This is a genomic window from Aeromonas sp. ANP5 (assembly GCF_963870295.1).
Classification (GTDB): Bacteria; Pseudomonadota; Gammaproteobacteria; order Enterobacterales; family Aeromonadaceae; genus Aeromonas; species Aeromonas veronii.
In genome coordinates, this window is the sequence record NZ_CAWMRY010000033.1 from 1 (window position 1) to 24,956 (window position 24,956).

Below are 24,956 nucleotides of genomic sequence, written 5' to 3' on the forward strand. Positions count from 1 at the left end.
CTGGCGAAGAAGGTGGCACGTTCCACGTGAAACATGGCTCCGTCTTGATGGTGCCGGCTCAGCCCAGTTCGGGAGCCGGGCAGTAGAGGCGCAGACGATGGCCATCCGGATCGAGGGCCATGCAGGTGTAGCCAAACTCCATCTTGGTCGGCGCCTGGATCAGGGTGAGCCCGCGCTCCAGCCACTCGGCAGACAGACGATCGACGGCATCATCATCGGGGAGGGCGAAGGCCAGCTCCATCGCTCCGGCCGTTTGGGTTACTGCGGGCTCGACTGTGGCGCTGGACCAGAGTGCCAGTTTGGCGCCCGATTCGAACACGAACATGGCAAAGGTAGGTGACTCCTCCACCGGTTCACGCCCGAACAACTCGCGGTAGAAGAGCGCGCTGCGGGTCGGGTTGGTAACGTAGAGGATGGTGAACTGGGGGACTAACATGGTGATGCTCCTTGCTGATGAGATGGCGCATCGGCGCCGACCCCGTCAGCATGGCGCTACCTGCTGTCAGTTTCTGTCAGCAATAAATTTCGGCTGCGGGATTTGCTGGGTGGCGCGCCACTCCTTCAGCAGGCTCTCTCTGCTTTTTGGATAGCGGCAATCTTGCGGCTGCATCCGGGTGATGCGATCCACCCGAAAGTGGCGAAAGCCCTGACGCAGTTCGCACCAGGCCACCAGTACCCGTACCTGTTCGAAGTAGCCGAGGGCAAAGGGCCAGACGGTGCGCTCTGAGGCCTCATCCTTGAGATCGCGATAGATCAGGGTCACCTTGCGTTGCTGGCGGATGGCGCTGCGCAGTGGGGCTTCATCGGTGAGGCTCTCGCTGCGGGAGGTACCGATTAGCAGGGCATTGCTCTGGAGCTGCTGGCGATAGTCGGCAGGCAGCACGGCTTCTATCTTGGCCAGCGCACTGCTGGCCGATGCACTCAAGGCTCCATCACCGTGGGCGACGACCCAGCGTGAGCCCAGTACCAGCGCATCCAGCTCCTCTTCACTGAACATCAATGGCGGCAGCATGAAGCCGGGACGCAGCACATAGCCGATGCCCGCTTCCCCCTCGATGTGGGCTCCCTGTGCCTGCAGGGTGGCGATATCCCGATAGAGGGTGCGTAGGCTGATGCCAAGCTGGCTGGCCAGCTCGCTGCCGGTGATGGCGTAGCGGTGGCCGCGCAGCAGCTGGAGCAGGGCTAGCAGGCGTTCGGAACGGGACATGGAATGACTCCTCGGGATCTCTGGTTAGCCTGCCATAGCGAGGTGAGCGGGTACAGCGGGTTTCATCAGGAGTTCTGGCCACGAAAAGATCGTCGCCACTCGCTGGGGGAGATGGAAAAGCGGGCGCGGAAGTGGTTGCGCAGGGAGGTGGCACTCTTGAAGCCGACCAGCTCGGCAATGCGATCGATGGAATGGCCGCTTATCTCCAGCAGCTCCTGACTGCGCCTGAGCCGTTCCGCCAGCAGCCATTCACCCACCGAGAGGCCGGTAGCCTGATGAAAACGGCGGGTAAAGGAGCGGCGGCTCATCAGGGTGTGGGCCGCCAGAGAATCGAGGGTGTGGGGTTCGGCCAGATGGGCACGCAGGTGATCGAGCAACTGGTTCATCCTGACATCGCGAGTGGAGGCGGGCAGCGGCTGTTCGATAAACTGGGCTTGGCCCCCTTCCCTGTGAGGCGGGATCACCAGCCGCCGCGCCACCTTGTTGGCGATGGCCGAGCCGTGGTACTGGCGTACCAGATAGAGGCAGCAGTCCAGTCCGGCGGCGGTACCTGCCGAGGTGACCAGCCCATCATCATCGACATAGAGGGCGTTGGTATCGAGCTGCACGCAAGGAAAGCGGCGGCAGAAATCCTGTTCGTACTCCCAGTGGGTAGATGCCTTGCGGCCATTGAGCAGCCCGGCGTAGGCGAGCACATAGGTGCCAAGACAGAGCCCGACCAGTCGGGCACCTCTGGCTCTGGCGGCAATTAGGGCATCGAGCAGCGCTGCGGGTGGCCGTGCTGCCGGGTCGTGCCAGAAGGGGATGACGATGATCTCCGCCTCGGCCAGCACCTCCAGCCCATGAGGAGCCTGAATGGTGAAGCCTTGCGCCGAGTGTGAATGAGGGTTGCCATCACCGCAGCAGATCTTGAGCTCGAACAGCGGCTGGCCCGGCAGGATATCGCCGAAGATGAGGCAGGGGACGGCGCAGTGAAAAGGGCTGAAGTGATCGAAGGTCACCACGGCAACGATCGGGGTGGTCATGGAGTTGGCTCCTCTCTGCGCGCAGACCACTCATCATAAGCGTTTGGCAGTGAAAGCCGAAGGGCCATCTCTGACATGGCCCTCTTGTGGATCACAGTGATATCGCCTCGCCATCTTCTGGCACCCGTACCCGATCCATCATGCCCCGCTTCGCCAGATAGTCGCGCAGCTCCTGGCGTGACAGCACCGCGTGGTTAACCGCCTCCATATGGCTGGCGATCAGCGTGGCCTGCGGTGCGGCCTGATAAACGGCGGCGACATCCTCCTTGCCCATGATGATGGAACCGAGTCCGGGCACCTGTGCATCGCCGCAGTTGAGGATGATGACCTCGGGCTGATGCTGTTGCAGGGCTTGCTCGACCCGGGGATGCCAGATGGTATCACCGGCCAGATAGAGGCACTGTTCATCGGGGTGGGAGAAGACCACGCCGCACACTTCTCCCATGCGCTCGCCCAGTACCGCCATCAACTGGTCGTTGCCGTGCTGGCCACCGGTCTGCTGCAGGCGAATGCCGGCAAACTCGGGCTGGTCGCTCAGCAGGCGCACATCCTCAAAGCCACTGGCACGAATGGCATCGGCATCTTTCTGATGTTGTACCAAGAGCGGCAGATGCTTGGGGATCAGGGCTCTGGCTGCGTCATCCCAGTGGTCGGGATGGTCGTGGGTGACGATAACGGCGTCCACATCGACCAGCGTATCGATCGGCAGCGGCAGCTCGACCAGCGGATTGCGCAGCTGGCTATTGGCTGTACCCTCAAAGCCGGGGAAGGCCCCCTTGGCCGAGAGCATGGGGTCGATCAGAAAGCGGGTGCCGGCATAGTCGAGCAGCAAGGTGGCGTTGCGAACCTGGGTAATCTTCATGGGATGGCTCCATGTTGGCTGGTGGATATGCAACCAATTATGGGGCGCTAAGCGAGTTGCCATCAGTGGCCCACGGGTCGATTATCATCACTATCGGGCCAACTGGTTGATGTGCCAAAGGTCGGCAAGGCCATTTAAAAAATTTGAAAAAATCCCCTTGAAAGGAAAAAGTGAGCCCCTATATAGGTAACAAGGCCGGAACGCTCGACAGAGGTTTCGACCAGGCGCCCGTCCATAAGGAGGGCAAAAAATCCGTTATCGCTCACAAGAGGGTAATACTATGCGTTCTATCGACTTTTCTCCGCTCTATCGTTCTGCCATCGGTTTCGATCGTCTGGCCAATCTCATCGAATCTGCGGCCAGCAATGGCAATGCCGGTTATCCCCCCTACAACATCGAGCAGTTGGGTGACAACGACTACCGCATCAGCATGGCGGTGGCGGGCTTTACCCAGGAAGAGCTGGAGCTGAGCTTCCAGGAAAATCTGCTGACGGTGAAGGGCAACAAGCAGGCCGACACCGGGCGCAACTATCTCTATCAGGGGATTGCCGAACGTGGTTTCGAGCGCCGCTTCCAGCTGGCCGACTATGTGCGGGTGAAAGGGGCCGACCTGAAAAACGGCTTGCTGCACATCGAGCTGGTGCGTGAAGTGCCTGAGGCGATGAAGCCGCGCAAGATCGAGATCAACGGCTGATAGCCTGAATTCACTGAAATTTTAAAATTTCCCGGGTGCCGACGACGGGCCTGTGGAGAGTTGAACCTGTTGCTTATTAGAAGGATAGGATTATGCGTAACCTCGATTTTTCTCATCTCTATTCCAACGCCGTCGGCTTCGAGCGGATGGCCCGTGAGCTGGAAGGTCTGTTCGAGCAGAAGACCGCCGCTTACCCCCCGTACAACATCGAAAAGCGCGATCAGGATGGCTATCGCATTACGGTCGCCGTGGCTGGCTTCGAGCGCGAAGAGCTGGAGCTGGAGACCGAAAACGGCACCCTCAAGGTGAAGGGGCGCAAAGGGGCTGCGGCCGGTGAGCGTCAGTTCCTCCATCAGGGGATTGCCGAGCGTGACTTCGAGCTCGCCTTTAAGCTGAGCCAGCACGTGGAAGTGCAGGGTGCCAAGCTGGAGCATGGTCTGTTGACCATCGACCTGGCTCGCGAACTGCCGGAGGCTCTCAAGCCCCGTGCCATCCCCATCGGTAAACCCGAGCAACTGGCGCTGCCCGGTTAAGCAAACCGGATCGCGATAAACAACAAAGGCCTGCATCTGCAGGCCTTTCTGTTTTTGTATCGCTGGATTGGATTAACTTGCGTAGAGGGCGTTGATCTCGTCGGCCAGAATGGTGATGCCGCGACGCACCAGCTCCTCGCTCTGGGAGTAATTGAGGCGAATGCATTCCCGGCTGTGACGCCACTCGGGGTCATCGATGCCGGGGAAGAAGTAGTGACCCGGCACGATCAGCAGGTTTTTCGCCTTCAGTCGCTCGTACAGCTCCTGACAGTGGATCGGCAAGCCTTCAAACCAGAGCCAGAGGAAGAGGGCCCCTTCCGGCTTGTGAATGTGGAAGCGCGGGTCGGGGATCGCTTCGCGCAGCAGCTGCACCGCCAGCTCCGCCTTCTGCTGATAGAAGGGTTTCACCACCTGTTCGCTGAGAGTGATTATGTCGCCGCTCTCGATCATCGGGATGGTGATGGCGGGCCCCAGACTGCCCGGCGCCAGATTGATGATGCCGCTCAGGTTGGTGATGGCCTGAATGATCTTCTCGTCGGCGATGACGATGCCGCAGCGGGTGCCTGGCAGGCCCAGCTTGGAGAGGCTCATGCAGAGGATGGTGTTGGCGTTCCAGAATGGCTCAGCTTCGCTGAAGATGATGCCCGGGAAGGGGACGCCGTAGGCGTTGTCGATCAGCAGCGGAATCCCCTTGTCGCGGGCGATCTGATCTAGATGTTCGATCTCTTCGTCGGTCAGCACATTGCCGGTGGGGTTGGTCGGGCGGGAGACGCAGATCACTCCGATATCGTCACCTACCTGCAGACTCTCGAAATCCACGTGGTATTTGAACTGGCCATCGGGCAGCTTCTCGATGGTGGGCTTGTAGGCCACGAAGTAGTCGTCCGCCAGCGCCGAGTCGGCATAGCCGATGTATTCGGGGGCGAGCGGGAACAGCACCTTCTTCTTGCGGCCATCGGCAAATTCGCCGGCCAGCAGGTTGAACAGGTAGAAGAAGGCATTCTGGCTGCCGTTGGTCAGGGCGATATTGCGGGCCGAGATATCCCATCCCAACTCCTTGCTGAGCAGGGCAGCCAGCGCTTTGGTGAACCTGTCTTTGCCCTGTGGGCCGTCGTAGTTGGCCATCGCTTTGACCAGCTCGCCGTTGTCGAGCAGGCTCTTGGCCTCGGCCTGAAAGCGTTCCAGCATGGCGGGGATGGGGGCCGGATTGCCGCCACCCAGCATGATGGCGTCCGGATTGGTCAGCCCCTGATTGAGGTCATCCATGAGTTGGGTAATACCGGCGTGGCGAGTGAACTTCTCGCCGAACAAGGAAAATTCCATTCGGTGACAGATCCAGAGTCAGTTACGAAGATGTAGCACCATAGCTCAGTTTAAAAGCAGGTGTCGATCAAAAAGATGGGACGTTCCACGTGGAACATGGTGCAAAAATCAAGCGTGGTTAAAAGTACCAACTGTTGGTTTAAAAATGACCGAGCGGGATGCATTTTGCGACTCAATTTGGTATCGAGATATAGTTAATTTAAACAAAATCATCATGTTATGAATTACGTGAGGATTGGCACAACTATTGGAATAGCTATCTGGTCATCTCAACCATACCGGAGCAAACCAGATGAAAAGCCTGATCGCTACCCTGATTGTGAGTGCCCTGAGCCTGAACGTGATGGCCAACGAAAACCCGCGGCCCGAGCTGGAGAGTGCCAAGCTGGAACAAGATGTGCAGAGCGAGTTGCAACAGGCATCCCATGCCGTGGTGAAGGATGCGCTGCACAATCTCAAGCCGCTGGCGCTGGATACCCTGGTGGTGGAGGCGAGTCAGGCTGTGGCGACTCACCCCGAGAGTTGAGGTAGCGCAGGGGGGTCTGTCCCGTATGTTGTTTGAAGAAGCTGATGAAGGCGCTGTCGCTGGAGAACTCCAGCGCAGCGGCAATCCGGCTGATAGGCTCGCTTTCTGCCAGCAGCTCCATGGCGCGCAACAGCCGCCACTGCTGACGCCACGCCTGATAGCTCATGCCGGTCTCCCGCATAAAGATGCGGCCAATGGTCTTGTCACTGGCACCCACCCGTTCGGCCAGCCGGTTGAGCCGATCGGGTAGGGCATCCCCCCGTTTCAACTGCTGTAGCCAGCCGCCCAGTCTGGGATCGGTTGGCAGCGGCAGCTGCCATGACTCCCGCGGCGCCAGCCTCAATTCTTCCATAAACAGAGCCACCGTCCGTCGTTGCTGCTCTTGCGGTTTGTCCCACGGCCAGAGCGCCATCCGTTCGATCAGTTCGTGCAGCAGCGGATTGACCGCCAGCACTTCGACCGTGCCGGGCAACTCGGGGTGCGGCTGGAAGTAGAGGGAGCGGTAGGCCACCACACCACGCATCAGTACCCGGTGGGCTGTGCCCGCCGGCAGCCAGGCGGCGCGGGTGGGCGGCAGCAGGCAGACCCGACCTTCCAGCTCCATGGTCATGCAGCCGGATTGGGCGAACAGCAGCTGATGGCGTTGATGTTGATGCAGACCTGAGTCGTGCCAGCCGAGCGCTGAGGCGATGCCGATCACGCTACCCGTCAGCTGGTCGGGGTCAAAAGGGTGATCGGGAAGAATAAAGGCCATATGTCCGATTTTTGATGTTTATAGTCCTGCTTATTGTAATCAGACAATCGGCATCTCTCTAGAATGGCGACCTCTTGTGAAGGAGGTTTGTCATGAACAACAAGTTGCCACCGCTCTGGCTGGTGGTGGGATTGATGATGTTTCCCCAGATTGTGGAGACCATCTACAGCCCGGTACTGACCCACATCGCTACCCAGTTTCAGGTGAGCGAAGGGCAGGCATCCCAGACCCTGTCGGTCTATTTTCTGGCGTTTGCGGTAGGCGTGGTCTGCTGGGGGCGGCTCTGCGATCTGATCGGGCGGCGTCCCGCCATGCTGACGGGCCTGCTCACCTATGGCGTCGGCACCCTGCTGGCGCTGTTGGCCAACCAGTTTGAAACCCTGCTGCTGGCCCGAGTCATCTCGGCCTTTGGTGCAGCCGTGGGATCCGTGGTGACCCAGACCATGCTGCGCGATAGCTATCAGGGCAGCGATCTGGCGCGGGTCTTCTCGGTAATGGGCATAGCGCTCTCACTCAGCCCGGTGCTGGGGCTGCTCAGTGGTGGGCAGCTGGCGAGCTGGTTCGGTTATCTCGGAGTGTTCAGCGGTCTGTTGGTCCTGGCGGTAGGTTTGCTGCTGGTGACCTGCTGGCAGTTGCCGGAAACCCGTCCGGCCACCACCCGGCGTGTTGCACTCTGGCCGCTGGCATGCCGGATGATGAAGGATGGCGGGCTCTGGCGCAGTGCCATGCTGGTCGCCCTGTTCAACACCATGCTGTTTGGTTACTACAGTCTGGCGCCGTTCCTGTTTGCCGGATTGGGATTGAGCACCGGCGAGTTTGGCTATTCGGGGATCTTGCTGGCGCTGGCGACTCTGCTTGGCAGCCTGCTCAACAAGCATCTGCTGGGGAGGGGGTGGCTGCCGTCATCTCTGGTCAGGTTGGCTTGCGCTCTGGCGCTGGTCGCCGGGCTGCTGGTCTGGGCGACTCAGGCCAGCCTCTGGTTCCTGTTGCCCATGATGGGTGTGGTGGTGGCCTTCGGACTGGCGATCCCCAACGTGCTGAGTCAGGCGCTGCTGGCCTATCGCGAGGTGGCGGGCAGTGCTGGCGCCCTGTTCGGGCTTGGTTACTACCTGCTGCTCAGTCTGGGATTGGCGGTGGCGGCCGGATTGCAGGATCTCGGCCTGTTGCTGAGTGGCTGCGGTCTGCTGGCACTGCTTTGCTGCGGGCGTCGTTCCACGTGAAACGTCAGTTGCCGATAAAGCGGTAGCCGATACCTGATTCGGTCTCGATAAGCGTCGGTTGCTGGGGGTTATCCCCCAGCTTTTTACGCAGGCTGGCGATAACGATGCGCAGGTAGTGGGTGTCCTCCTTGTGGCTCGGCCCCCAGATGTCGTTGAGCAGCTGGGTCTGCATCACCAGCTTGCCGGGGTGGCACACCAGCGCCTGCAGCAGGGCGAACTCCTTGCGGGAGAGGGGAATCTCCTCCTCTTTCATGGTCACCTTGTGGCTGCTGATATCGAGCGTCAGGCCGCATTGGGGGAAGTGGCGCCGTTCGCCACTGCTGACGCCAGCACGTTGGCGCAGCAGCACGCGAATGCGGGCCATCATCTCGCCGATGCCGAACGGCTTGCTCATGTAGTCGTTGGCGCCGGCATCCAGCAGCCGCACCTTCTCCTGCTCCGAATCACGGGCCGACAACACCAGCACAGGATTGGGGTGGTGTTCGCGAATGGCCTGCAACACCTGAATGCCATCGCCATCCGGCAGACCGAGATCGAGGATCACCAGATCGGGGTTGAGGTGGCGATACTGCTCCAGCCCTTCATTGACCCCCACCGCCTCACTCACCTGATGCCCCTCGGCAATCAGGCTGATCCGCAGAAAGCGACGGATCGCCGCTTCATCATCTATGACCAGAATGTGCGCCATCGAACCTCCAGAGGCGAATGGTGGGAGGGGCTGAGTGACCCGATCTGGTGGTCAACCATCAGACCTCCGGTGAATTGAGAGCGAGCGGCAGGGAGATACGCATGCAGGTGCCGTTGCCATTGGGGCCGGAGAAGGCCCAAATCTTGCCGCCGTGGGCCTCTATCATAGCGCGGGAAATGGCGAGGCCAAGCCCGGTGCCACGGCTGCCGCAATCGCCAACCGGCTGGGTGTAGAAGAGGTTGAAGATCTTCTCCCGATCCGACTCGGCGATACCGACCCCGATATCTATGATGTCGATGATAAGGTCGGGCTCAGCCACCATCACCTTGAACTCGATGGGGGTGCCTGCCGGCGAGTAGCGGGAGGCGTTGTCGAGGATGTTGACCAGCACCTGCTCGATCAGGGCGCCATGGACATAGAGCTGGGGCACATGCTGATCGAAATGGACCAGCAGCTTGTGCTGGCGCCAGGAGGAGTCGAGCCGCTTGCGGGCGCTCTCCACCAGATCCGCCAGATCGACCCAGTCCCGTTTCAGCTGGAAGTCGGGGGAGCCGATGCGGGTCATATCCAGCAGATTCTGCACATAGCTGTGCAGGCGGCGCGCCTCCTCCTGCACCGAGTGGAGCAGTTCGTCGCGGTCTTCGGCGGGGATCCGGTCACCATATTCCAGCAGGGTGCTGCCAGCCCCCATGATGGTCGCCAATGGCGTCTTCAAATCGTGGGAGACCGAGGAGAGCAGGGCCGCGCGCATCCGGTCGGTCTCCGCCTGCAACTGGCTGTCGGCCAGCCGCTCGTTGAGGTCTATCCGCGCCAGCGCGGCGCGAATGTCGGTGAGCAGCGCCTGCAGCTGATGCTCGGCAGAGGAGGAGAGCGGATTGGCCAGCGTTATGCCGATCACCAGATCGTCGCTGAGATGGTGATACTGGGCCTCTGCAGCATTGAGGGTGGCGGTGTGGGCCCCGGCGCTCTGCTTCTGGGCCAGACACCAGTCGATGGCCGCCTTGTCGGTCTGGCCGGGCCTGTGCTTCTCGTTGCCGAGCCTGTCGTTGAACTCCTTGTCGATCACCACGGTCGGCTGGCCGAGCGCCAGTGAAATGGCCTGGGCACCTTGTCTGAGCACCTCCTCCGGGCTGCTGGCGGTGGCCAGCCCCTGACTGAGGGAGAGCAGGGCATTGCCCAGCTGCTGGGTCTCGCGCAGACCGATCAGCTGTTGCCGCTGGCGGGAGGCGAGCCGTCCCGCCGTCATGCCGACGATAAGCAGCACAAACAGGGTGAGCAGATCGCTGTGGTTGGCGACGCTCAGGGAGAAGTAGGGGGCGGTGAACAGCAGATTGTGGGCGATAAAGCCCAGCACCGCTGCCAGCGTGGCGGGCACCAGACTGGTGGTGAGGGCCGTCGCCAGCACCCCCAGTACAAAGATGAGCGGCAATGCTGCGGGCGGCAGCCAGTAGGAGAGCCCCCAGGCGGCGGCCGAGGTGATCCCCATGATCACCACTGCCAGCAGGCTGTGGTGTATATCCTTCGGGGTCGGGACGCGCATTCCCACTTCGGGCTTCTGCTTCTCGGTATCGACCAGGGTGATTTCGAGCCCCTGCGCTTGCTTGAGCAGGTGCTGCACCAGCGAGCGGCGCCACGGCGCCTTGTGAGGTTTGCCGAGCAGAAGCTGGGAGACCTGCTGCTGTTCGGCGGTCTCCAGCAGGGTGTTGGCGACCGCCGGACTGGAGAGGGTCAGCACCTTGGCACCGAGGTGGGAGGCGAGCGCCAGCGCCTGCTCCACATCGGCCGAGCGGCGGCCATTGCTGTCGACATGCACTACCAGCCAAGGGAGTTGGCGGCGCTGGGCAAAGCGGTGGCCATAGCGCACCAGCGCCGAGCCGTGCAGATCACCAAGGCAAACCATCAACTTGCCCCGCAGCGGCAAGGTGCTCTTGCCCGCCGCCTGCCACTGCAGTTGCAGATCGCCCTCCACATGGCTGGCGGCGGTCTGCATCGCCAGCTCCCGCAATGCGGTGAGGTTGTTGAGGGAGAAGAAGGATTGCAGGGCGGCCTTGGCCTGATGAGGGACATAAACCTTCCCCTCGCGCAGGCGGCCGAGCAGCTCCTTGGGGGGGAGGTCGATAAGGATAATGCTGTCTGCATCGAGCAGAACCTGATCGGGCAGGGTCTCTTTGACCCTGACCCCGGTCAGCTGCCACACCAGATCGTTGAGGCTCTCCAGATGCTGGACGTTGAGGGTGCTGTAGACGTCGATACCGGCGTTGAGCAGCTCCTCCACATCCTGCCAGCGCTTCTCGTGGCGGCTGCCGGGCGCGTTGCTGTGGGCCAGCTCGTCCACGACCGCGATGGCCGGTTTGCGTGCCAGCAGGCCGTCGAGGTCCATCTCCTCCAGCCGCTGCTGACGGTGCATGTGGATCTTGCGCGGCTGGATGGTGAGTTTGTCGAGCAGGGCCAGCGTCTCCTGCCGGCCGTGGGTCTCCACCACGCCGATCAGGATGTCGACCCCCTCCTTGGCCTGTTCCCGCACCGCCTGCAACATGGCGTAGGTCTTGCCCACGCCGGGGGCGGCCCCGAGAAAGACTTTCAGCTTGCCCTTGTGCTCTTGCTCCAGACTTGCCAGCAGGGCGTCAGCCCTTACCTCATCACGCATCCCCATGCTCCTGCATCAGACTTGTCAGCAGGGCGTCAGCGCTTGCTACATCAGCCATTGTTATCCCTATCGAGCCAACCGCCCGTTGCGAAAATCGAGGTCATCACCAAACCGGAATGGGCACCATCAGGCGCCCTTTTGATGATCCAGTTGCAGATTCAGCTGGAGAATGTTGACCACCTGCGGGCCAAGGATACCAGCTTGTGTGGCCGACTTGACCTGCTCCGTCAGTTGGGCGGGATCCAGTCCACGTTCTTTGGCGACGCGGTCGACCTGAGCCAGCACCGCATCCAGCGGCAGGTGGGGATCGAGGCCGGAGGCGGAGCGGGTCAGCATGGCGGGGGAGCGGGTTCCAGGCTGAGCCTTGGCTGCCTGTTCGGCAAACTCTGCCCGCAGCGTTGAGCTCACCCCCAGATTGCTGGCGCTGCCGCCTATGGTGTTGAAATCGCTGGCGGAGGGACGGGGATGGAAGTAGTCAGCCCGCTCGAATTTCTGCCCCAGCAGGGCGCTGCCGATGAGTTGCTGTTTGCTGTCGGTCAGCTGGCTGCCGTTGGCCTGCCAGGGGAACAGCAGTTGGGCCAGTCCGGTGACCGCCAGCGGATAACCCACTCCCAGCAGCAGGGTCAGGGTCAACAGGGTTCTGATTGCTATCATGATTCTCTTGCTCCAAATGGATGGCTGGGGATGCGGGTCTGTCCCGCATCCCGGTTATGTCGTTACACCAGACCCAGGCCGGTAATGACCAGATCGATCAGCTTGATGCCGATAAACGGCACCAGCAGGCCGCCGACACCGTAGATCAGCAGGTTGCGGCGCAGCAGGCTGGCGGCCGAGCCTTTCAGGTCGACACCACGCAGCGCCAGCGGCACCAGCGCCACAATGATCAGGGCGTTGAAGATGATGGCCGACAGGATGGCGCTCTGCGGGCTGCCCAGCTGCATCAGGTTCAGTGCCCCCAGTTGCGGGTAGGCGGCGATGAACAGGGCTGGCAGGATGGCAAAGTACTTGGCCACGTCGTTGGCGATGGAGAAGGTGGTCAGGGCGCCACGGGTCACCAGCAGCTGTTTGCCGACCAGCACCACGTCCAGCAGCTTGGTGGGGTTGGAGTCGAGATCCACCAGGTTGCCCGCCTCCTTGGCGGCCTGGGTACCCTCGTTCATGGCCAGACCCACGTCAGCCTGCGCCAGTGCGGGCGCATCGTTGGCACCGTCGCCGCACATGGCAACCAGACGACCATCGGCCTGCTCCTGACGGATATAGGCGAGCTTCTTCTCCGGCGTTGCTTCGGCGATGAAGTCATCCACCCCGGCTTCGGCGGCGATGGCGGCGGCGGTTTTCGGGTTGTCTCCGGTGATCATCACGGTACGGATCCCCATATGGCGCAGGATCTGGAAGCGAGCCTTGATACCGGGCTTGATGATGTCCTTGAGGTAGACCACCCCCAGCAGTTTCTCCTGAGTGCAGACCAGCAGCGGAGTCCCACCCTGACGGGCGATGCTGTCGACTGACTTGAGCACCAGCTCCGGCACCGCCTTGCGGTCGAGGCTGAGGTAGTTCAGCACTGCATCCACCGCACCCTTGCGATATTGATGACCGTTGCGATCCAGCCCGCTCAGCCGGGTCTCGGCGCTGAAGGGGATCACCTTGTCGCTCTCCAGCTGGCTCGGCTTTGCCATGCTCTTGCTGGCCAGAGTCAGGATGGATTTGCCCTCCGGGGTGTTGTCACCCAGTGAGGCCAGCATGGCCGCTTGTGCCAGCAGGGCGGGGTCGACACCCGGTGCCGGGATCAGCTCATCCGCCATCCGGTTACCGAAGGTGATGGTGCCGGTCTTGTCCAGCAGCAGGGTGCGCACGTCACCGGCCGCTTCGACGGCCCGGCCCGATTTGGCAATCACGTTCAGTTTCACCAGTCGATCCATACCGGCAATGCCGATGGCGGAGAGCAGGCCGCCGATGGTGGTCGGGATCAGGGTGATAAAGAGCGCGATCAGGTAGAGGCGCGGTACCTGGGTGCCGTTGTAGTCGAGGAACCAGGGCAGGGTGGCGACCACCAGCAGGAAGATCAGGGTCAGCCCGACCAGCAGGGCATCCAGCGCCATCTCGTTGGGAGTTTTCTGGCGCTTGGCCCCTTCCACCAGTGCAATCATGCGATCCAGCGTGCTTTCGCCCGGATTGTTGCTGACGCGTACCCAGATCTCGTCGGAGACGACCGTCGTGTTGCCGGTTACACCGCTGCGATCGGTACCCGATTCGCGGATGACGGGGGCGGATTCACCTGTGATGGCGGCCTCGTTGACCGAGGCGATACCGGCGATCACCTCGCCGTCGGCCGGGATCATCTCGCCGCTGCGTACCAGCACCAGATCCCCCTTCATCAGGCTGGTGGCGGGTACCCATTCGCCCTGACCATCTTTGGCATTAGCCACCCGACGGGCCTTGAGTTGGCTCATGCCAGCCTTGAGGCTGTCGGCCCGCGCCTTGCCGCGACCTTCGGCCAGCGTTTCGGCGAAGTTGGCAAACCAGAGGGTGAGCCAGAGCCAGGCAGTCAGCTGCCAGGCAGTCAGCTGCCAGGCCAGCGAGGGGGCAACACCGGAGAACGGCTGCCCCAGCAGTGACTCCACCGTCGCCATGACTGCTGCCAGCCAGAGGGTGAACAGGATGGGGCTGCCAAACAGCGCCTTGGGATTGAAGCGGTAGATGGCTTCAACCATGGCCTGCAGGATCTGCGATTGCTGTTTTTTACCCTTCACCAGCATGGTGTCGGGACTCATTGAAGTGGACTTGCTCATTTAGAAAGCTCCCAGCATCAGATGTTCTGCCACGGGGCCCAGTGCCAGCACCGGCAGGAAGGAGAGGCCGCCAATCAGCAATACGGTGATGATCAGCAGGGTAATGAAGAGCGGGCCGCGGATCGGGAAATCCCCCTCGCTTATCTTCTGACGCGGAGCGCGGGCGAGCTGGCCGGCTATGGCCATGATGGGGATGATGTAGCCGAAGCGACCGAGCAGCATGGCCAGACCGATGGCAACGCACTGCCAGTTGTCACCGGCAGCAAAGCCGGCAAAGGCTGAGCCGTTGTTACCGGCAGCCGAGGCGTAGGCATAGATGAGGCGTGACAGGCCGTGCGGGCCATCATGGCCGATGATAGTGGCCGCATCCGGCATCAGCAGAGTGACACCGCCGATCACCAAAACCCCCACCGGCATCACCAGCATGCTGGCGACGACCCACTTCATCTCGGTGATACCGAGGCGCTTGCCCAGATAGGTCGGGGTACGTCCCACCATCAGTCCACACAGGAACACGGTCAGCAGCACGAACAGCATCATGCCGTAGATACCGGAGCCGACCCCGCCGAAGATGACCTCGCCCAGCAGCATGTTGACCATGCCCACCATGCCACCGAGCGGAGTAAAGCTGTCGTGCATGGCGTTGACGGCACCGTTGGAGGCGGCAGTGGTCGCCACTTCCCAGATGCTGGAGAGCACAGGGCTGAAGCGGCTCTCCTTGCCTTCCCAGTTGCCAGCCATGTTGCTGGCGTCAGTGGTGAGCTGGGCGAGGGCGTGATCCGGTTTCAGCTCCTGGGAGAGGGAGACGAAGAGCCCCAGCACCAGCATGAGGGTCATGGCGCCGAGAATGGCGCGACTGTGGGCCATGTCTTTCACATAGCGGCCCAGAGTAAAGACCATGGCGGCGGCGATGGTGAGCAGGGCGACCATCTCCAGCCAGTTGGAGAGGGCTGTCGGGTTCTCGAACGGGTGTGCCGAGTTGATGCCGAAGAAGCCGCCGCCGTTGGAGCCAAGCTGCTTGATGGCGATCTGCGAGGCTGCCGGGCCGAGGGGCAGCAGCTGCTCCTGACCTTCCACACCGTGGAACGGCAGATAGGCGGAGAGGCTTTGCGGCACACCTTGCCACACCAGCACCAGCGCCATGATCAGCGCGATGGGCAGCAGCACATAGAGGCAGAAACGCACCAGATCCTGCCAGAAGTTGCCAAGGTTGATGGTCTGCTGACGAGCGATACCGCGGAACAGGGCAATGGCGACGGCGGCGCCCGTCCCTGCGGAGACGAAGTTCTGGGTGGTCAGGCCTACCATCTGGCTGAAGTAGGAGAGGCTGGCCTCACCGGAATAGGCTTGCCAGTTGGTGTTGGTCATAAAGCTGACCGCGGTGTTGAATGCCAGTTGCCAGCTCAGACCCGGCAGTTGTTGCGGGTTGAGGGGCAGCAACCCCTGCGCCATCAGGATCAGGAACAGCAGACCGAAACCGGCGCCGTTGAAGGCCAGCAGGCTGAGGGCGTAGGACTTCCAGTCCTGCTCCCGTCCATCGGTGCCACAACAAGCCAGCGTGGCGCGCTCGACCGGTGCCAGCCAGAGAATTTTGCCTTCAAATACCCGGTAGATGTAGTTGCCCAGCAGCGGTGCCGGCAGCAGAACCAGCAGCACGAAGGCCACCGGATAGATTATTTCTTGCCACATGTTCTAGTTCCTCACTCGTGACTGCGCGTGAGTGCGCGCATCAGATAGGCCATCAAGGCGAGGACGAGCAGCAGATATAGCCAATTCATATCGACTCCATTGAGATAATTAGCTGCGAGAGCCGATGTAAAATCATATCGACTCTGTTGGTGTCATTGACGCTGAAAAGGGTATGTAAAACAGGCGTAAAGGCGCCATAAAGCGGCATGGGGCGGGCGTAAAATCGGCGTAAAAAGAGCAGGTTTGTCGGGCTGGCGAAGGGCTGATATGAAAAAAACCGGCTGCTCGTGACAGGTGATAACTAGATCTGTACAGACAGGCCAACTTCATCTGCCCTTGGCGCATAGTGTTGGCTGACTCCCACAAGTCGATTCTGAAATAAATATTGAAAGCCTTATAGGGTAATATTTAGTAGCCTTTTCCAACTTCAAGTATCAAAAGCAGATTTAACTTGCTCCAACTCTAATCCTCGTTATTAACCCGGCTTGGTCTCATTTCGAGACGAAACTTAAATACTTTGAGCTAATTTATTTAAATGTTTTTAGCCAAGCATGCCTGTGCTAAGTTTAGTTGTTGCGTTAATCGCTGAGTAAACTTGATTTTTTAGCAAAAGGTCCCAAATATCTAGGCATTGGTTAATAACCTCATCATTTTCATCATCTCCTGCTTCTTCATACAATCGCTGGAGAACTTTGATTAAATCTGAATCCCTAATATTCATAGCTCGCTGGTTTTTATCAATAGCATCAGAATTTACGATGTTTTTGACAAGCTGCAATAACTCGTTAGAGATACTAACAAGGTTGACTTTGTTTTCATCTAGATAGTGGAATATTTGCCAAAGGTTATATAACGCAGCTTTTGCATTTGCTAACACTGAGAAGAATGCTGCAGTATCAGTTCTTGACCAATAATTTTTGTTACTAACACTTCTACCAATTTTTTCCAATATAAGCTTATCATCATCATTCGACAAAACTTCATACAGTGGAAGTAACTTTTTTATTGTTGAATTATAACGAGATTCTGTTAAAAATTGTGAAATTACGCTTGTTGCACCACTTTTTAATTGAGTGTCCCACTTTTTAAGTGTATGAATTTGTTCACTAAATAGTTCATAGAAAAACCAACGAGCAGCGATTTGACGACCTGCTTCTTTCTTCACTTCATCAAAAGGCGAGCACTTCATTCTTAAAGTCAAATTTAGATACTGTTCGCGAAATGAGCTATCTTCTGTGAAGCCATCGTTAAAAAAGTAATGATTACCCCTGATACAGGACATTCTCAAATCTTTATTACATAATGCTAAGAATTTTTGGTGCGCCAACTGTCGGTTGTAATTGTATATTGGCAATAGAAGTTCAGAAGCTGAATAATTTACTGCTGGATGAGGGTCATTAATTACGTCATCCAAAGAGTTAATTAATTCACTTGCCAGCTTTTCACTTTTCCAATATAAGTGACCAATTGCACTAAAAGCAATGCCTCTGCAACAATTTATTGCATTGGAAGCTAAGGTTCTAACAAGAACATCTTCAACTACATTAGGTTCGTTATTTACTATTACATTTAGCTTTTCTGGTTCAGGATCTTTAGCTGTTTTTGAAAGTTTTACTAATAGATCAATTATTTTGTTTGACCAGCCATCTTCAGCTATTCGTCTATCAAAAATTCTAACTATTTGATATTCATATCCTTCATATCCAAAGTGATTTATAACTTTTTCTATAAGTTCTACAGGACAAAGTTGCCACCCACTTCTATATTGTTCACTAACTCTATTTTTATCTGTATTAGATAAGCCATAATAAATCCACTCAATATAATCTGAATCTATATTGGGAGGTAGTGTTAATGCTAAACTAGCAAACCTTTCTGGCTCATTAATTACGGCTGTCTCTAGGCTTCTGGCAAATTGTTCTACGCTTGATTCATGAACAACTTGCTTGCCTGCTTGACGCCAAGTTTTCCTATTGGTTCTCTCTTTGGGAGTTAAAATCAACTTAGTCCAAGTAAGGTTTGATAAAACATTACCTAATGGAAGTGGTGAAGTTACCATGCCTCCTGAGCGCCTTAAATGGAAAGCACGACAAAAGTCTCTTTCGGTGTATTCAATAAATTTCCTATTCAAAACGCCGATTAACTGATTTGATTTTTCAGAGCGTCTTGATTGCGATAACTTAGGTAATAAGAAGTATTGAGGCTCACCCCAATATGAATAATAAATACCTTTTCGTCTGCACTCTAGGCGCCATTTATAGTCATCAATAGATCTATTTTGTGTGTAGTTATAAATTTTTTCTTCTAGCTGTAGAAATAAGTATTCACTACAATGGGGAGAAAATTTCTCAATTAACTCACCTGGTAGTTTCCATTCCGCTTCAATATAGGTATTTCCACAGTTCAATCTTTTTTTCGGGGTATAGAGCAACCAACTAACAACAGTGTCGGCTTCACTAGTGGGGTAATATTTTAGAACTTTTGCTATCAGGTGATTCAATACTGGGCTTGCAGAGTTTAGGTGTGTAGCAATCGCTTCAGCGAGCTTTTCTGGTTGATCTTTAAGGCGTTTTGCGGCTTGCTCTATCACTGAAAAAACACAATGAGTAATGCTTTCAACGGCATCGTAGTTTGATTGCCTGTCTTGGCACAGCCATGCCTCATGTATTTGCTCATCATCAATATCGCGAACAATAGAATGGACTATATTAAGTAAGCGGTTTAATGCTTCAAAAGGTATTTGGTGTGAAATTTTTTCAATACCTTCTAAGTCAGACTTGGTAAATATATCTCGGTGAGATATGGCATCGACCTTATCTCTAGACATATATTTTTTTGTACCCAAAACTTCCTTGTAATGCTTAAGAAGCATTTCAATAAGATCTAAGGTTCGTATAGGTGTTTTCTTAGCTAATGTTTTCCAGTGAATGAAATGAGCACTTACGCCTGCCGTTAATAGCTGTTTTCGAATCTCAAACATATCATCAGAATCGTTTTCAATATCCCAGCATAAGGACTCATAAACTCTATTGTTCCATTCTTGGGATATTCCAATGTATGGAACTACCGTTTTCAACACAACGTCAGGCTTTTGATCTGCTATAGATCTTAAGATTCGCAGTAATTTCGATACAAGCTCTTCATCTGTAGCATTATCCAACCATGCGTTTAGAGCGCCTTGTTCTGACAAATAATGAACTAACTCAGGATTTGAGTAGCATGTTGATGATAATAGGTGGGGTAAAAGTTCAGGTGATTTAACAATACTATCAACTAAATTTTTTGCTGGAGCTTTAAAGTTTTTAATTTCTTTAAGTGAGTTAAATAGCAAATACTTTAAGTGAAACCTTATATTTTTACTTTGAAGTAGTGAAGACACTATGTTGCAAAAATCTTTTTGGCTTTCTGTAAGCAACATGCTCATTGCGTACTTTAAGTGCTCTCTTCTTGTTAATGTTTGTTGGGAGAAGTCACCAATCTCTTCTAGAAGTTTATCGAATGAATCCTGTGCTGCGATAAATAACCTGACACCTACTTGGTAATCGAAAAGTGCTTGATGGCTAAAGCTTATTTGCTTGTTTTGTTTTGTAATCAGACCGACAGACAGTAATGCGCTCAATGCAGTTAGCGATATATTGTGTAGGGATGTTTCTGATACAGAGAACTTTGATTTACTAATCATTTGATGTAAAAGTTCATTTATCACCAACAAGTTTTGGTTGGGATCTGTTATTTTATTTGCTTCTAATACTCTATTGTCCCAATAGCGTTTAACAAGTTCAAGCTTGTTCGTAAAGTCAGGGGCACATTTTTCCGAAAGAGCTATAGATATGTATATGCCAAGCCAGAGAGGAATTTTAAGTGTATCTTGTTGCTCTGCTGATAAAGTCTCATATTTCTCATAAGGTTGAACTAATTCTTTAACCGTTTCCTCTGAAAGACTAGACAGTTTTACTGTGTTTAACTCATCATTTATCGAACTTAACCAAGCATTTAAAGCAACATCTTCGCTGATATCAAAATCTCTTGAGGCGAATACTATACTAATATCGACATTAGAATTCCTGAGTGTTAATACTTGTCTTACGATCTCTTGACACACATGAAGAGCATTGTCTGAGTGAGCAGCTGTCCACCTAATAGCATCTAATTGGTCTAACACTAGTACAATTTTATTATTCAAAGCATATTTTGCTAGAGAGTACGTTGGGGTATATGAAAAACCTAATGCTTGGCCAAAAGCATCAGCACTAGTTTCTACCTTACATCTGTCTAGCCTAATTGGTACAACAATTGCGCCTTGCAACTCTAGATCATTCTTTAATTCGAGCAATAGGGCACTTTTACCCATTCCAGCCTCAGCCATTAAAAGAGTTATTGCGTGGCTTTGCGTAGATTGAATGAGCTCATCTAGTTCAGGTCTATGAATATTGGTATTTGCAATCAAATAAGGGGTTATTGATTGTTCAAAGTTGGTGTTTAAATTGTTAATTATTGGCGATATTCTATCGTCAGCTTCAAGTACTTTAGCTTTAAAGCCTGATTTTTGTAGATCTTGAAAAAGGTCGTGAGCGGTTATCTTAGTTCTCAATTTGTCGTCATTATCAGCGTAGTGTTTTAGAAAACTGACAAGTTTGACTGAATTTCCTACGAATAGCTTATTCGCATAATCATTGAGCTGTTCATTCGAGTGGGTGTCGATTGTATATGCGAACACATGAAACTTGGCTAGGAATTGACGAGCACTATCTAAATGCAATTCATTATTAGTATTTAATCCTAACTTGTCGCAAATATAGTCAAAGTCTTTTTTACGAGTTTTGCTTTTTGATATTTGATGCTCGTAATATTGATTAACATCTTCTGGACTATTTCGGGAACTATCCTTTAAATCGGACATCTGCTTTGATGGGAGTGGAGAAATTACATAAAACTCTCGTTTACCTCTTTCAATTTGTTCAAAGGCATTTTTTAGTATTCCTTTCTCATAAAGAAGAGCAACACTCCAATGTTCCGCATCACCAGCTCCAACTTTACATTGATGATGTTCAAGGCTTGTGTCTGAATTTTCAACTATGACATCAGTACCAACTTCATCATTACCTAATGGTTCGATCGTTACAGATGCTATCTTTTCGTCCAACAAGCGCAGTAACTGATAAGCAACCCAATTTGCTTCGTAGCGATTACCTAATTTCTCGGCATACCCGCCTGCTTCCATTGCCATGTTAATCTCCAAAGAGCAGTCGCATTGGCTTAACTTATGTCACTCTAAGCCACTAATCTTAGACACTTTGTATCATTACTAAAATTCGGTCAACTCAGTATGTCAGAGTCAACCTCAAGTCACTCTGCTAACTCGAAATGGGGCATAAACGTTTTAGAAGAGGCTGTGTATCGATGAGTTGATAAATGAAGGCCAGAGAACGAGGCTCCGGCCTATCAGTTTTTCTAGAGTAAGAACGTGTGTAGGTGGGTTTTCTACATTAACCCCTCATAGTAACAAACTCTTCTGTGCAGGTCGGATGGGGAGTGGGGATGCAGTGGTCGGTTTGACCTCTATGTCCCAACTCCCTCAGCCTCAGCGCATGGTGACAAACTCTTCCGCACTGGTGGGGTGGATTGCGACGCAGTTGTCGAAATCTGCCTTGGTGGCACCCATCTTCATGGCGACGCCGAAGCCTTGCAGGATCTCGTCCATCGCAAAGCCGATGCCGTGCAAACCGACCACCTTCTCTTCCGGGCCGACACAGACCAGCTTCATCCGGGTGGGCTGGCGATGCTGGGTCAGTGCCGAGTACATGGCGGTGAACTGGCTGCGGTAGACCTTCACCTGACCCTCGCCGTATTCGGCGATAGCTTCAGGTTCGGTCAGGCCGATGGTGCCGATGGGCGGGTGGCTGAACACCACGGTCGGCACCAGATCGTAGTTGAGGTGTTCGTTCGGCTTGTTGTTGAACAGCCGCTCGGAGAGGCGACGGCCCGCCGCGACGGCTACCGGCGTGAGCTGGATGCGACCCGTGTTGTCACCTACCGCATAGATGTTGGCGACGGAAGTGTTCTGGAACTTGTCGGTCGGGATAAAGCCCTTCTCGTCCAGCGCTATGCCTGCGGCGGCCAGATTCAGGTTGTCGGTAGCCGGTACCCGGCCGATGGCCCAGATCAGGCAGTCGACGGTGAGGTGGCGACCATCTTCCAGTTGCAGGGTCAGGCTGTTGTCAGCGTTCTTGAGCACGGCTTTGGGAATGGCGTGGGTGTGCAGCTTGGGCCCTTCCTGCGCCATGATTTCGACCAGTGTCTCGTGGATCATGGGGTCGAAATTGCGCAGCGGTGCGTGCTTGCGCACCACCAGATGGGTCTCGGAGCCGAGCGCCTGCATCACCCCAGCGATCTCGACTGCGATGTAGCCAGCACCCACCACGGCAACCCGCTTGGGTTGGCTTTGCAGGTCAAAGAAACCGTCGGAGTCGATACCCAGCTCGGCACCCGGGATCGCCGGAATTTCCGGGCGGCCACCGGTAGCGATCAGAATGTGATCGGCCGTGTAGTGCTCGCCATTGACCTCGATGGTGTTGCTGCTGACGAAGCGGGCGAAGCCCTTGATGACGGTGATCTGGTTCTTGCCCAGCACGTTCTGATAGGACTGGTGAATGCGGCCGATGTAGGCCTGGCGGGACTCGACCAGCTTGGCCCAGTTGAAGTGGTTTAGGGTAGTGTCAAAGCCGTAGTCGGCACCATATTTCAGGGCATCGGCGATCTGGCCGGCATACCACATGGCCTTCTTCGGTACGCAGCCTACGTTGACGCAGGTTCCACCCAACTCTTTGGCTTCAATCAGGGCAACTTTCTTACCGTACATGGCAGCCCGGTTGGCAGAAGCAATGCCGCCGCTGCCGCCGCCGATGGCGATATAGTCAAAATGCTGTGCCATTGCGAGGTTCTCCGCTCATTAAGAATGCAATCACAGCATGATGGGGATAAAGCGGCTGGCTCACAAGAGCCAGCACTCAGTTATGTTGGATCGGCAGGCGAATATGGAACTGGGCGCCCTGGCCTGGTTCGCTGGCACAATTGATACGGCCTTTCAGCAGTTGCACCACCAAGTTGTAGATGATGTGGGTGCCCAGACCGCTGCCACCCTGACCCCGCTTGGAGGTGACGAAGGGATCGAAGATGCGCGGCAAGATTTCGGGCGGGATGCCGCGGCCGTTGTCCGAATAGTCGATAAACAGCTCCTCTCCCTGCTGTTCCACCTTGATGGTGATCTTCTTCGGTTTGTCCCAGCTGTCGAACCCGTGGTTGATAGAGTTGAGGATCAGGTTCGAGTAGATCTGGGTAAAGCTGCCCGGGAAGGAGAAGATCGACAGCTTGGGATCGCACTGGATATCCACTTCGCACTGGCTCTTTTTCAGTTTGTGACCGAGAGATACCACCACCTGATGAAGGTTGTCGGCGAGGCTGAAGTTGTAGCGTGCTTCCGATGACTGGTCGACAGCCACCTGCTTGAAGCTGGCAATCAGCTCCGAGGCGCGCCGCAGGTTGCTCTGCAGCAGCTGCATCGACTCGTCGAGGTTGACGGTAAACTCGTTGAGATAGGAGCGCGACAGCTGCTTGGAGTCGATATGAGACTTGAAGTCGGCGACCCGTTCCTGCAGGTAGGAGGAGGCGGTCACGCTGATGCCGATCGGAGTGTTGATCTCGTGTGCCACCCCGGCCACCAGCGAGCCGAGGGAGGCCATCTTCTCCGACTCCACCAGGGTTTGCTGGGCCTGTTTCAGGTCGTCGTACGCCTTGCCGAGCTGGTTGTTGGCTTCGCTCAGGCTGCGGGTACGTTCCACCACCTTGCCTTCCAGCTGTTCGTTGAGCTGGATTATCTCCCGCTCGACCTTTTTCAGCTGGGTGATGTCGTAGCCAAACCCGATCTGGTACTTGAGGTTGGGGCCATCGTAGAAGGGGGCGAAGGTCCATTGCAGTACCAGCTCATGGGCCTGCTGGTCATGCATGATGACCTCTTTGTCGGCTAGTGAACCTTCCGCTGCCAGAATATCGTTCAGCTCTTCCCGTTGCGCTGGGCTGACAAAGAGATCCAGCCAGTTGTGTTGCAACAGCTCCTGCTGGTGGTAGCCGGTCAGCAAGATGGCTGCCGGGTTGATGCTGGCGATGGTCAAATCCGGTTCCATGCAGCAGATGACCATGTTGGCGGAGTTGATCAGGGTGGCGGAGAAATCCCGCTCCTGTTGCAGCTGTTCCACCGCCTGATGACGAGCGACCAGCTCGTCACGTAGCCGGGTGCGCATCTGGTTGAGGGTGGAGACCAGGGTATCCAGTTCGTCCGGTTTCTTGCGTGGTTGCGGGCGGCCTTCCAGCTCCAGCTCCATGTCGAGCCGATCGAGGTTGAACTTCTGGGCGTAGTTGGCGATGCGGTTGATGTGCCTGACCACCAGATAGTAAATGATGATCAGGATGCAAAATGAGACTACCAGGGTCTTGATGGTCTGGCTGACCATGATCAGCACCGATTTTTCGATGAGGCGCTGGTAGATCTGCTCGAGAGAGGCGGCAACGAACAGCTTGCCGACAATCTCCCCCTGATAGGTGAGGTTGAATTCGCGGGAGATATCGTAACTTTCCCGCTCGACCCCCTGGGTCAGTAGCGGGACTTCGGAGTTGCCGAGCATCTCCTTGACCATCACGAACTGCATGTTGGGCAGGTTCATGATCCCTTCAATTTGCACTTTGACCTGCTCTTCATCCAGGTTCCACAAGCTGGCGGCGATGGGTTGCAGGAACGAGGCCTCGATCTGGCCGATGCTGTCTTCGATGACGGCGACATCCTTGCGGTAATCCCAGGCGAGTTGCAGCGCCGTAATGATCATCGCCAATACGGTACTGCACACCAGAATGTAGGAGAGCAGGCGATATGAGAGTCCGTTGCGGCCTACGGCCCTGGCGGTCTTGGTGAAGAGTCCTGACATGGCGTCCTTGCGGTCTGGATGTGG

18 protein-coding genes are annotated in these 24,956 nt (G+C 55.7%); 4 read left to right on the forward strand and 14 right to left on the reverse strand.

Features of this window, described 5'->3' with window-relative positions; all coding sequences use genetic code 11:
• Positions 1-58 precede the first annotated feature (58 nt).
• The 4 genes from AACT07_RS16980 to AACT07_RS16995 all read right to left on the reverse strand — a co-directional run bounded on the left by AACT07_RS16980 (position 59) and on the right by AACT07_RS16995 (position 3,094).
• On the reverse strand, positions 59-436 hold the full coding sequence (locus tag AACT07_RS16980) for a VOC family protein (RefSeq protein ID WP_005342312.1): 378 nt from the start codon (positions 434-436) through the stop codon (positions 59-61).
• Positions 437-502: 66 nt separating this feature from the next.
• Positions 503-1,207: a helix-turn-helix transcriptional regulator gene (locus AACT07_RS16985; protein WP_069529081.1), complete on the reverse strand. Its 705-nt coding sequence runs from the start codon at positions 1,205-1,207 to the stop codon at positions 503-505.
• A gap of 65 nt (positions 1,208-1,272) precedes the next feature.
• On the reverse strand, positions 1,273-2,232 hold the full coding sequence (locus AACT07_RS16990) for a helix-turn-helix domain-containing protein (protein WP_069529083.1): 960 nt from the start codon (positions 2,230-2,232) through the stop codon (positions 1,273-1,275).
• A 91-nt stretch (positions 2,233-2,323) separates the two neighbouring features.
• Positions 2,324-3,094, reverse strand: a complete 771-nt coding sequence (locus AACT07_RS16995) for an MBL fold metallo-hydrolase (RefSeq protein ID WP_069529084.1) — start codon at positions 3,092-3,094, stop codon at positions 2,324-2,326.
• A gap of 280 nt (positions 3,095-3,374) precedes the next feature.
• Here AACT07_RS16995 and AACT07_RS17000 point away from each other — a divergent pair, with 280 nt between their 5' ends.
• Positions 3,375-3,788 carry an Hsp20 family protein gene (locus AACT07_RS17000; RefSeq protein ID WP_005339298.1) on the forward strand — a complete coding sequence of 138 codons (414 nt, stop codon included), beginning with the start codon at positions 3,375-3,377 and terminating at the stop codon, positions 3,786-3,788.
• A gap of 92 nt (positions 3,789-3,880) precedes the next feature.
• Entirely contained in the window at positions 3,881-4,321 is a 441-nt protein-coding gene (locus AACT07_RS17005; protein WP_005339297.1) for an Hsp20 family protein, read from the forward strand.
• Positions 4,322-4,393: 72 nt separating this feature from the next.
• Here AACT07_RS17005 and AACT07_RS17010 read toward each other — a convergent pair whose 3' ends face one another.
• Positions 4,394-5,644, reverse strand: coding sequence for a valine--pyruvate transaminase (locus tag AACT07_RS17010; RefSeq protein ID WP_069529086.1), 1,251 nt, complete (start codon positions 5,642-5,644; stop codon positions 4,394-4,396).
• Positions 5,645-5,936: 292 nt separating this feature from the next.
• Here AACT07_RS17010 and AACT07_RS17015 point away from each other — a divergent pair, with 292 nt between their 5' ends.
• On the forward strand, positions 5,937-6,170 hold the full coding sequence (locus tag AACT07_RS17015; protein ID WP_069529088.1) for a hypothetical protein: 234 nt from the start codon (positions 5,937-5,939) through the stop codon (positions 6,168-6,170).
• Here the strand turns inward: AACT07_RS17015 and AACT07_RS17020 are convergent.
• Positions 6,100-6,924, reverse strand: a complete 825-nt coding sequence (locus AACT07_RS17020) for an AraC family transcriptional regulator (protein WP_069529090.1) — start codon at positions 6,922-6,924, stop codon at positions 6,100-6,102. The two genes, AACT07_RS17015 and AACT07_RS17020, sit on opposite strands and share 71 nt — an antisense overlap.
• A gap of 92 nt (positions 6,925-7,016) precedes the next feature.
• Between AACT07_RS17020 and AACT07_RS17025 the strand changes: the two genes are divergently transcribed.
• Complete coding sequence (locus AACT07_RS17025) at positions 7,017-8,144, forward strand: multidrug effflux MFS transporter (protein WP_069529092.1); 1,128 nt, start codon at positions 7,017-7,019, stop codon at positions 8,142-8,144.
• Between the two features lie 4 nt (positions 8,145-8,148).
• Here the strand turns inward: AACT07_RS17025 and AACT07_RS17030 are convergent, their stop codons facing one another.
• The 8 genes from AACT07_RS17030 to AACT07_RS17065 all read right to left on the reverse strand — a co-directional run bounded on the left by AACT07_RS17030 (position 8,149) and on the right by AACT07_RS17065 (position 24,932).
• Complete coding sequence (locus AACT07_RS17030; RefSeq protein ID WP_005355774.1) at positions 8,149-8,832, reverse strand: response regulator; 684 nt, start codon at positions 8,830-8,832, stop codon at positions 8,149-8,151.
• 58 nt (positions 8,833-8,890) lie between these two features.
• The gene (locus AACT07_RS17035; protein ID WP_069529093.1) at positions 8,891-11,479 is read right to left on the reverse strand and encodes a sensor histidine kinase; all 2,589 of its coding nucleotides are present in this window, start codon (positions 11,477-11,479) and stop codon (positions 8,891-8,893) included.
• A 126-nt stretch (positions 11,480-11,605) separates the two neighbouring features.
• The gene (locus AACT07_RS17040) at positions 11,606-12,133 is read right to left on the reverse strand and encodes a potassium-transporting ATPase subunit C (RefSeq protein WP_069529095.1); all 528 of its coding nucleotides are present in this window, start codon (positions 12,131-12,133) and stop codon (positions 11,606-11,608) included.
• 62 nt (positions 12,134-12,195) lie between these two features.
• The gene (kdpB, locus tag AACT07_RS17045; protein ID WP_069529097.1) at positions 12,196-14,268 is read right to left on the reverse strand and encodes a potassium-transporting ATPase subunit KdpB; all 2,073 of its coding nucleotides are present in this window, start codon (positions 14,266-14,268) and stop codon (positions 12,196-12,198) included.
• Positions 14,269-15,957, reverse strand: a complete 1,689-nt coding sequence (gene kdpA, locus AACT07_RS17050) for a potassium-transporting ATPase subunit KdpA (protein WP_069529099.1) — start codon at positions 15,955-15,957, stop codon at positions 14,269-14,271.
• Positions 15,958-16,498: 541 nt separating this feature from the next.
• Positions 16,499-21,184, reverse strand: coding sequence for an ATP-binding protein (locus tag AACT07_RS17055; protein WP_069529101.1), 4,686 nt, complete (start codon positions 21,182-21,184; stop codon positions 16,499-16,501).
• Positions 21,185-21,538: 354 nt separating this feature from the next.
• Entirely contained in the window at positions 21,539-22,888 is a 1,350-nt protein-coding gene (gene gorA, locus AACT07_RS17060; RefSeq protein WP_069529102.1) for a glutathione-disulfide reductase, read from the reverse strand.
• A 76-nt stretch (positions 22,889-22,964) separates the two neighbouring features.
• Positions 22,965-24,932, reverse strand: coding sequence for an ATP-binding protein (locus AACT07_RS17065; protein WP_069529104.1), 1,968 nt, complete (start codon positions 24,930-24,932; stop codon positions 22,965-22,967).
• Positions 24,933-24,956: the final 24 nt, after the last annotated feature.

Coding starts and splice junctions, on each gene's coding strand:
- AACT07_RS16980 (WP_005342312.1), bottom strand. CDS start 436: ATGTTAGTCCCCCAGTTCACCATCCTCTACGTTACCAACCCGACCCGC.
- AACT07_RS16985 (WP_069529081.1), bottom strand. CDS start 1,207: ATGTCCCGTTCCGAACGCCTGCTAGCCCTGCTCCAGCTGCTGCGCGGC.
- AACT07_RS16990 (WP_069529083.1), bottom strand. CDS start 2,232: ATGACCACCCCGATCGTTGCCGTGGTGACCTTCGATCACTTCAGCCCT.
- AACT07_RS16995 (WP_069529084.1), bottom strand. CDS start 3,094: ATGAAGATTACCCAGGTTCGCAACGCCACCTTGCTGCTCGACTATGCC.
- AACT07_RS17000 (WP_005339298.1), top strand. CDS start 3,375: ATGCGTTCTATCGACTTTTCTCCGCTCTATCGTTCTGCCATCGGTTTC.
- AACT07_RS17005 (WP_005339297.1), top strand. CDS start 3,881: ATGCGTAACCTCGATTTTTCTCATCTCTATTCCAACGCCGTCGGCTTC.
- AACT07_RS17010 (WP_069529086.1), bottom strand. CDS start 5,644: ATGGAATTTTCCTTGTTCGGCGAGAAGTTCACTCGCCACGCCGGTATT.
- AACT07_RS17015 (WP_069529088.1), top strand. CDS start 5,937: ATGAAAAGCCTGATCGCTACCCTGATTGTGAGTGCCCTGAGCCTGAAC.
- AACT07_RS17020 (WP_069529090.1), bottom strand. CDS start 6,924: ATGGCCTTTATTCTTCCCGATCACCCTTTTGACCCCGACCAGCTGACG.
- AACT07_RS17025 (WP_069529092.1), top strand. CDS start 7,017: ATGAACAACAAGTTGCCACCGCTCTGGCTGGTGGTGGGATTGATGATG.
- AACT07_RS17030 (WP_005355774.1), bottom strand. CDS start 8,832: ATGGCGCACATTCTGGTCATAGATGATGAAGCGGCGATCCGTCGCTTT.
- AACT07_RS17035 (WP_069529093.1), bottom strand. CDS start 11,479: ATGCGTGATGAGGTAAGGGCTGACGCCCTGCTGGCAAGTCTGGAGCAA.
- AACT07_RS17040 (WP_069529095.1), bottom strand. CDS start 12,133: ATGATAGCAATCAGAACCCTGTTGACCCTGACCCTGCTGCTGGGAGTG.
- kdpB (WP_069529097.1), bottom strand. CDS start 14,268: ATGAGCAAGTCCACTTCAATGAGTCCCGACACCATGCTGGTGAAGGGT.
- kdpA (WP_069529099.1), bottom strand. CDS start 15,957: ATGTGGCAAGAAATAATCTATCCGGTGGCCTTCGTGCTGCTGGTTCTG.
- AACT07_RS17055 (WP_069529101.1), bottom strand. CDS start 21,184: ATGGCAATGGAAGCAGGCGGGTATGCCGAGAAATTAGGTAATCGCTAC.
- gorA (WP_069529102.1), bottom strand. CDS start 22,888: ATGGCACAGCATTTTGACTATATCGCCATCGGCGGCGGCAGCGGCGGC.
- AACT07_RS17065 (WP_069529104.1), bottom strand. CDS start 24,932: ATGTCAGGACTCTTCACCAAGACCGCCAGGGCCGTAGGCCGCAACGGA.